General features: G+C 67.0%; 5 protein-coding genes. 3 read left to right on the top strand and 2 right to left on the bottom strand.

Features of this window, described 5'->3' with window-relative positions; genetic code table 11:
- The 3 genes from MJ777_RS17375 to MJ777_RS17365 all read left to right on the top strand — a co-directional run.
- Positions 1–492 (top strand): right-handed parallel beta-helix repeat-containing protein (locus tag MJ777_RS17375; protein WP_239377166.1); only part of this gene is annotated, 492 nt, incomplete at its 5' end.
- 416 nt (positions 493–908) lie between these two features.
- The gene (locus MJ777_RS17370; protein ID WP_239377165.1) at positions 909–1,220 is read left to right on the top strand and encodes a hypothetical protein; all 312 of its coding nucleotides are present in this window, start codon (positions 909–911) and stop codon (positions 1,218–1,220) included.
- 24 nt (positions 1,221–1,244) lie between these two features.
- Positions 1,245–3,077: a glycoside hydrolase family 13 protein gene (locus MJ777_RS17365; protein WP_239377164.1), complete on the top strand. Its 1,833-nt coding sequence runs from the start codon at positions 1,245–1,247 to the stop codon at positions 3,075–3,077.
- A gap of 588 nt (positions 3,078–3,665) precedes the next feature.
- Here MJ777_RS17365 and MJ777_RS17360 read toward each other — a convergent pair.
- Together MJ777_RS17360 and MJ777_RS17355 are read right to left on the bottom strand one after the other, a co-directional pair.
- Positions 3,666–3,914: an Arc family DNA-binding protein gene (locus tag MJ777_RS17360; protein WP_239377163.1), complete on the bottom strand. Its 249-nt coding sequence runs from the start codon at positions 3,912–3,914 to the stop codon at positions 3,666–3,668.
- A 103-nt stretch (positions 3,915–4,017) separates the two neighbouring features.
- Positions 4,018–4,215, bottom strand: coding sequence for a hypothetical protein (locus tag MJ777_RS17355; protein WP_239377162.1), 198 nt, complete (start codon positions 4,213–4,215; stop codon positions 4,018–4,020).
- Positions 4,216–4,327 lie beyond the last annotated feature (112 nt).

Below are 4,327 nucleotides of genomic sequence, written 5' to 3'. Positions count from 1 at the left end.
AACTCCCAGAGCAGCGGCGTAGTCGTGTACGACAACGGGGCGGGAGTGTTCGAGGACAACGACATCACCAGCAACACCTACGCCAACGTCATTGTGGCAACCGGGGGAAACCCCACCGTCCGCAACAACCGCATCACCAACTCCCGGCAACACGGCATGTGGGTGTATGACAACGGAGCGGGGGTATTCGAGGACAACGACATCACCAGCAACACCTACGCCAACGTCGCCGTGGCAACCGGGGGAAACCCCACCGTCCACCGCAACCGCATCACCAACTCTCGGCAAAACGGCGTGTTCGTATCCGACAACGGAGCGGGGATATTCGAGGACAACACGGTCACGGGCAACCGGATGGGGGATTGGGAGACGTCCGGAGCTGACAGCGCCAGGCTGGTTCGCATGGCAAGCTCCAGCGGACACGATGCGCCCGACGCCTCGGGGCCGATGAGTCCCGCCGTGGCCGGCTCGCCGCCCACCCAGCCTGTGTAGAAAACGCCCAGGACTCTGTCCCGGATCCCGGCACATTCCTCCGGAAAATCTGGAGAAGAGGAGAGACGGCGGCAGCCTCTTGATCTCGTCAGCCCGCCCGACGGGCTCGCCGCCGAGCCCACACGGCTGGCATCATGGAACCATAAACGCCGTTCGCATGCGTGCCTCAGGTGAGTTGCCGCTGCCGGCGGAGGTTGTGGCGGCGCTGCACGCTGATGAGGGTGACCTTGTCCGCTTCGACATCGTGGGCGACGGCATCGTCCGGTTGGCCCGGGTGCCCCCGACGAGGCAGGCTTCTGGACGGAGGAGTGGCAGGCCGGCGAGCGTAGGGCGGAGGCGGACGTGGCCGCCGGCCGCGGGCGGCTGTACCACAGCGCCGAGGACATGTTCGCCGACCTCGACGGCTGACCGGCGAAATGCCCACCTTCCTGCGTCTCGACACGTTCCTGGAGGATTTCCGGCGGCTCACCCCCGAGCAGCAGGCGCGGTTTCGCCGGGTCGTGCTCGACGAGTTCGTCCCGGACCTGGTCACGGGTCGGTTCCGGCCGGGGTTACGGGTCAAGCGGGTGCAGAGCATGCCGGGTGTGTGGGAGATGACCTGGGCACCGGACGGCCGGGCGACGTGGCAGTACGGCGCCGACACGAGGCCAGCACGCCCAGTTATCAAGATCAATCTATGCTACGTAGCGTTGCGGCAGCTCCCATGCAGGCCGCGTATTCCACTCTGAGTCTTGGTAGGGTTTCATGCCGGTATGGAACCCAGCGTCGAGATACCGTCCGGCGGCCAGTGGTGGCGAAACGCTGTCCTCTACGAGGTGTACGTCCGCAGTTTTGCCGATTCTGACGGTGATGGTGTTGGCGACCTGGCCGGGGTGCGCTCCCGCCTAGACTATTTGCGCAACTTAGGGGTGGACGGGATCTGGCTCACTCCCTTCTACCCATCCCCGATGGCTGACCACGGCTACGACGTCGCTGACCACCGTGACGTCGACCCGCTCTTCGGTGACCTCGCCACCTTCGATGCCCTCCTGCGCGATGCCCACTCCCTCGGCCTGAAAGTCCTCCTCGACCTCGTCCCCAACCACTCCAGCGACAGGCACCCGGCATTCCAGGCGGCCCTGGCCAGCCCACCCGGTTCCCCCGAACGGCAGCTGTATGTCTTCCGCGATGGCTCCGGCCCGGACGGCGCGCTCCCGCCGAACAACTGGGTGTCGGTGTTCGGTGGTCCGGCTTGGGCCCGGCTCCCGATCGAGCCGCCGGAAAGCAGCGAATCAGGCGGCCCTCCGGACCCGCCACCCAGCGGGCAGCCTCGGCAGCCGAGGCAGTGGTACCTGCACCTATTCGCCGCCGAACAGCCGGACTGGAACTGGAGCCACCCGCAGGTCCGCGAGGACCACGAGCGCACCCTGCGGTTCTGGCTCGACCGGGGGGTGGACGGGTTCCGCATCGACGTCGCCCACGGCCTGGTCAAGGACGCCGAGCTGCGGGACAATCCCGCCGGTACGGAGCTCGCCCCCCACACCGCCTTCAGAGACGAGCACGAGCCGCATGTCTGGGACCAGGACGGCGTCCACGAGATCTACCGCGGCTGGCGCCGGCTCTTCGACGAGTACGACCACCGGGATGGCCGGGACCGGGTGCTGGTCGGCGAAACGTGGGTCGCCGACCCGGACCGGCTCGCCCGCTACGTGCGCCCCGACGAGCTCCACCTGACGTTCGCGTTTTCGCTCCTGACCACGCCGTGGTCGGCCGCGGCGTGGCAGGCGGCTGTGCGCGCGGATCTGGCCGCCACCGCCCGGCACGGCTGCGCGCCGACCTGGGTGCTTGCCAACCACGACGTGGTCCGCCCAGCGACCCGGTACGGCGCAGGCGAAGCCGGGATGCGCCGGGCGCGGGCCGCGCTGCTGACGATGCTTGCCCTGCCCGGCGCTGTCTTCCTCTACCAGGGCGACGAACTCTGCCTGCCACAGGCCGACGTCGCGGCGCAGTGGCGCCAGGACCCGGTGTGGCGGCGTTCCGGCGGCACCTCCCCCGGCCGCGACGGCGCCCGGGTGCCGATGCCGTGGGCTGGGCAAAGCCCGCCGTTCGGCTTCGCTCCACCCGGGGTGACGCCGTGGCTACCCCAGCCGCCGGGTTGGGTGGCGTTCAGCGTCGAGGCGCAGGCTGGCGATACCACCTCCGCGCTCGTTTTCACCCGAGAGGGGCTGCGGTTACGCCGGGCGTTACCGGCGTTCGCCGGGTCGGTGCCGGACACGTTGCGGTGGCGGGAGGACACCCCGCCCGGCTGCCTGGCCTTCGACCGGCTACCCCCGAGTAGTTGGGCTGGCCCCACAACAGAGAGCGACAGCGAAGGCGAACACCACGACGGTGGCATGCACGACGGTAGGCGTGCCCAGCCACCCATCGGGGGTCATACCGTTACCTGCGTTATGTCAACGGCAGATGTACACGTTCAGCTGACACTCCCGGGCCGGCTGGCGCTGGCGAGCAATCCAGTAGCCTACAATGGCACAACGATTACATTGCCCCCGGACACCGCAGCCTGGGTAATCGCTACCCACCATTCCCCTCGGCTCGACCTATGACGCGCGATCACGATGTATGCGGCTTTCCCGGATCACGATTTGAGAGCTCGCTCTGAGGTCAGAGTCATGCGGACGACCGTAGATCTCAGCGATCCACCGTGGGCCGATAATCGCGGACGGCGAAGCACACACAACGCCCGGCGGGCAAGGTATCCGTCGGCAGGAGCCTCGGCGAGAGCGTCAGATCGCTGGCGCGAGCGGGCGGGTGTGCCCGACTGACGAGGGTCTTCGAGGTGGCGCAGGGCGCGCGTGTCTTCCCATAGATCGACGGGCACTCGCCCGGGGATTTTTAGCTGAGCCGTCTCAAGCCCTATCGGCGACGGTATGCAGCCGACCGAGGCTGAATATCCTGCACGATTACCGCATGCTTTGATTCGTCGATCCGGTACAGCACGCGCCACTGGACACCAAGTCGGGCGCTGTAAAATCCGGACAACGTCTCTCGGAGAGGCTTGCCGACACGGTAAGGCGCCTCAAGGAGTGGTCCGGTGATGAATTCAACAGCCGCGGCGGCAACGTCCTCCGGAAGCAGTTCGGAGATAGCCCGCCGGGCCGGCCGGCTCATTCCGAGATCGTAGGGGCCGCCGCTCACCGCTCGCGCTCAGCCAGCAACGCGCGCGCTGCTTCGATGCTGTACACCACATCGCCGGCCTGCTCAGCTTCGCGGGCCTCAGCCAAGCCCCGAAGCGCAGCCGGATCAGCAAGGATCTCGGCGGTTTCACGCATCGACAGGTACTCCTCTATCGCGACCAGCACTGTCTGTTGCACGCTGCGATGTTCGGATTCGGCGACCTGCTTTAGCTGCTCTTCAACCTCGGGCGGCAAGCGGAGTGTCATAGCCATACCATTATGGTATCATAACGGTGTTACTCACTGAGGCAGGAGCACGCAGTCGAACGTCAGCGGGTGACCCCGAGCCGCCCGGAGCCTGGGCCGCCCGCTAGCCAACATGCATCATCACCGCACCCTCGGTCTCCTGCTCGGAGTCCTCGTCGTGCCGGCCAGCCTCCGGGACAGCGACGGCGGCCGGCTGCTGGCCGCCCGCTTTGATCAACGACGTGGCGATCGGCTCGATTCGCCGCGCATCGATGGTGATCTTCAGATCCTCGGTCTGACTGCGATCCGGAACCCTTGCCACTCGTCGCCTCCGTGTGTGGCCGCGACGCACAAAACGTCCGCCATCGACGCCAACGGCAGCAACCTTACCGGCACCCCTGGCTGGGTCAGGGCTCTTTCTCATGGGGCAAAGG

Source organism: Protofrankia sp. Cj5 (genome assembly GCF_917627405.1).
GTDB lineage: Bacteria > Actinomycetota > Actinomycetes > Frankiales > Frankiaceae > Protofrankia.
The sequence above is the reverse complement of the archived record's forward strand: the minus strand, read 5'-3'. Positions and strand labels throughout refer to the sequence as shown.

Coding starts and splice junctions, on each gene's coding strand:
- MJ777_RS17370 (WP_239377165.1), top strand. CDS start 909: ATGCCCACCTTCCTGCGTCTCGACACGTTCCTGGAGGATTTCCGGCGG.
- MJ777_RS17365 (WP_239377164.1), top strand. CDS start 1,245: ATGGAACCCAGCGTCGAGATACCGTCCGGCGGCCAGTGGTGGCGAAAC.
- MJ777_RS17360 (WP_239377163.1), bottom strand. CDS start 3,914: ATGACACTCCGCTTGCCGCCCGAGGTTGAAGAGCAGCTAAAGCAGGTC.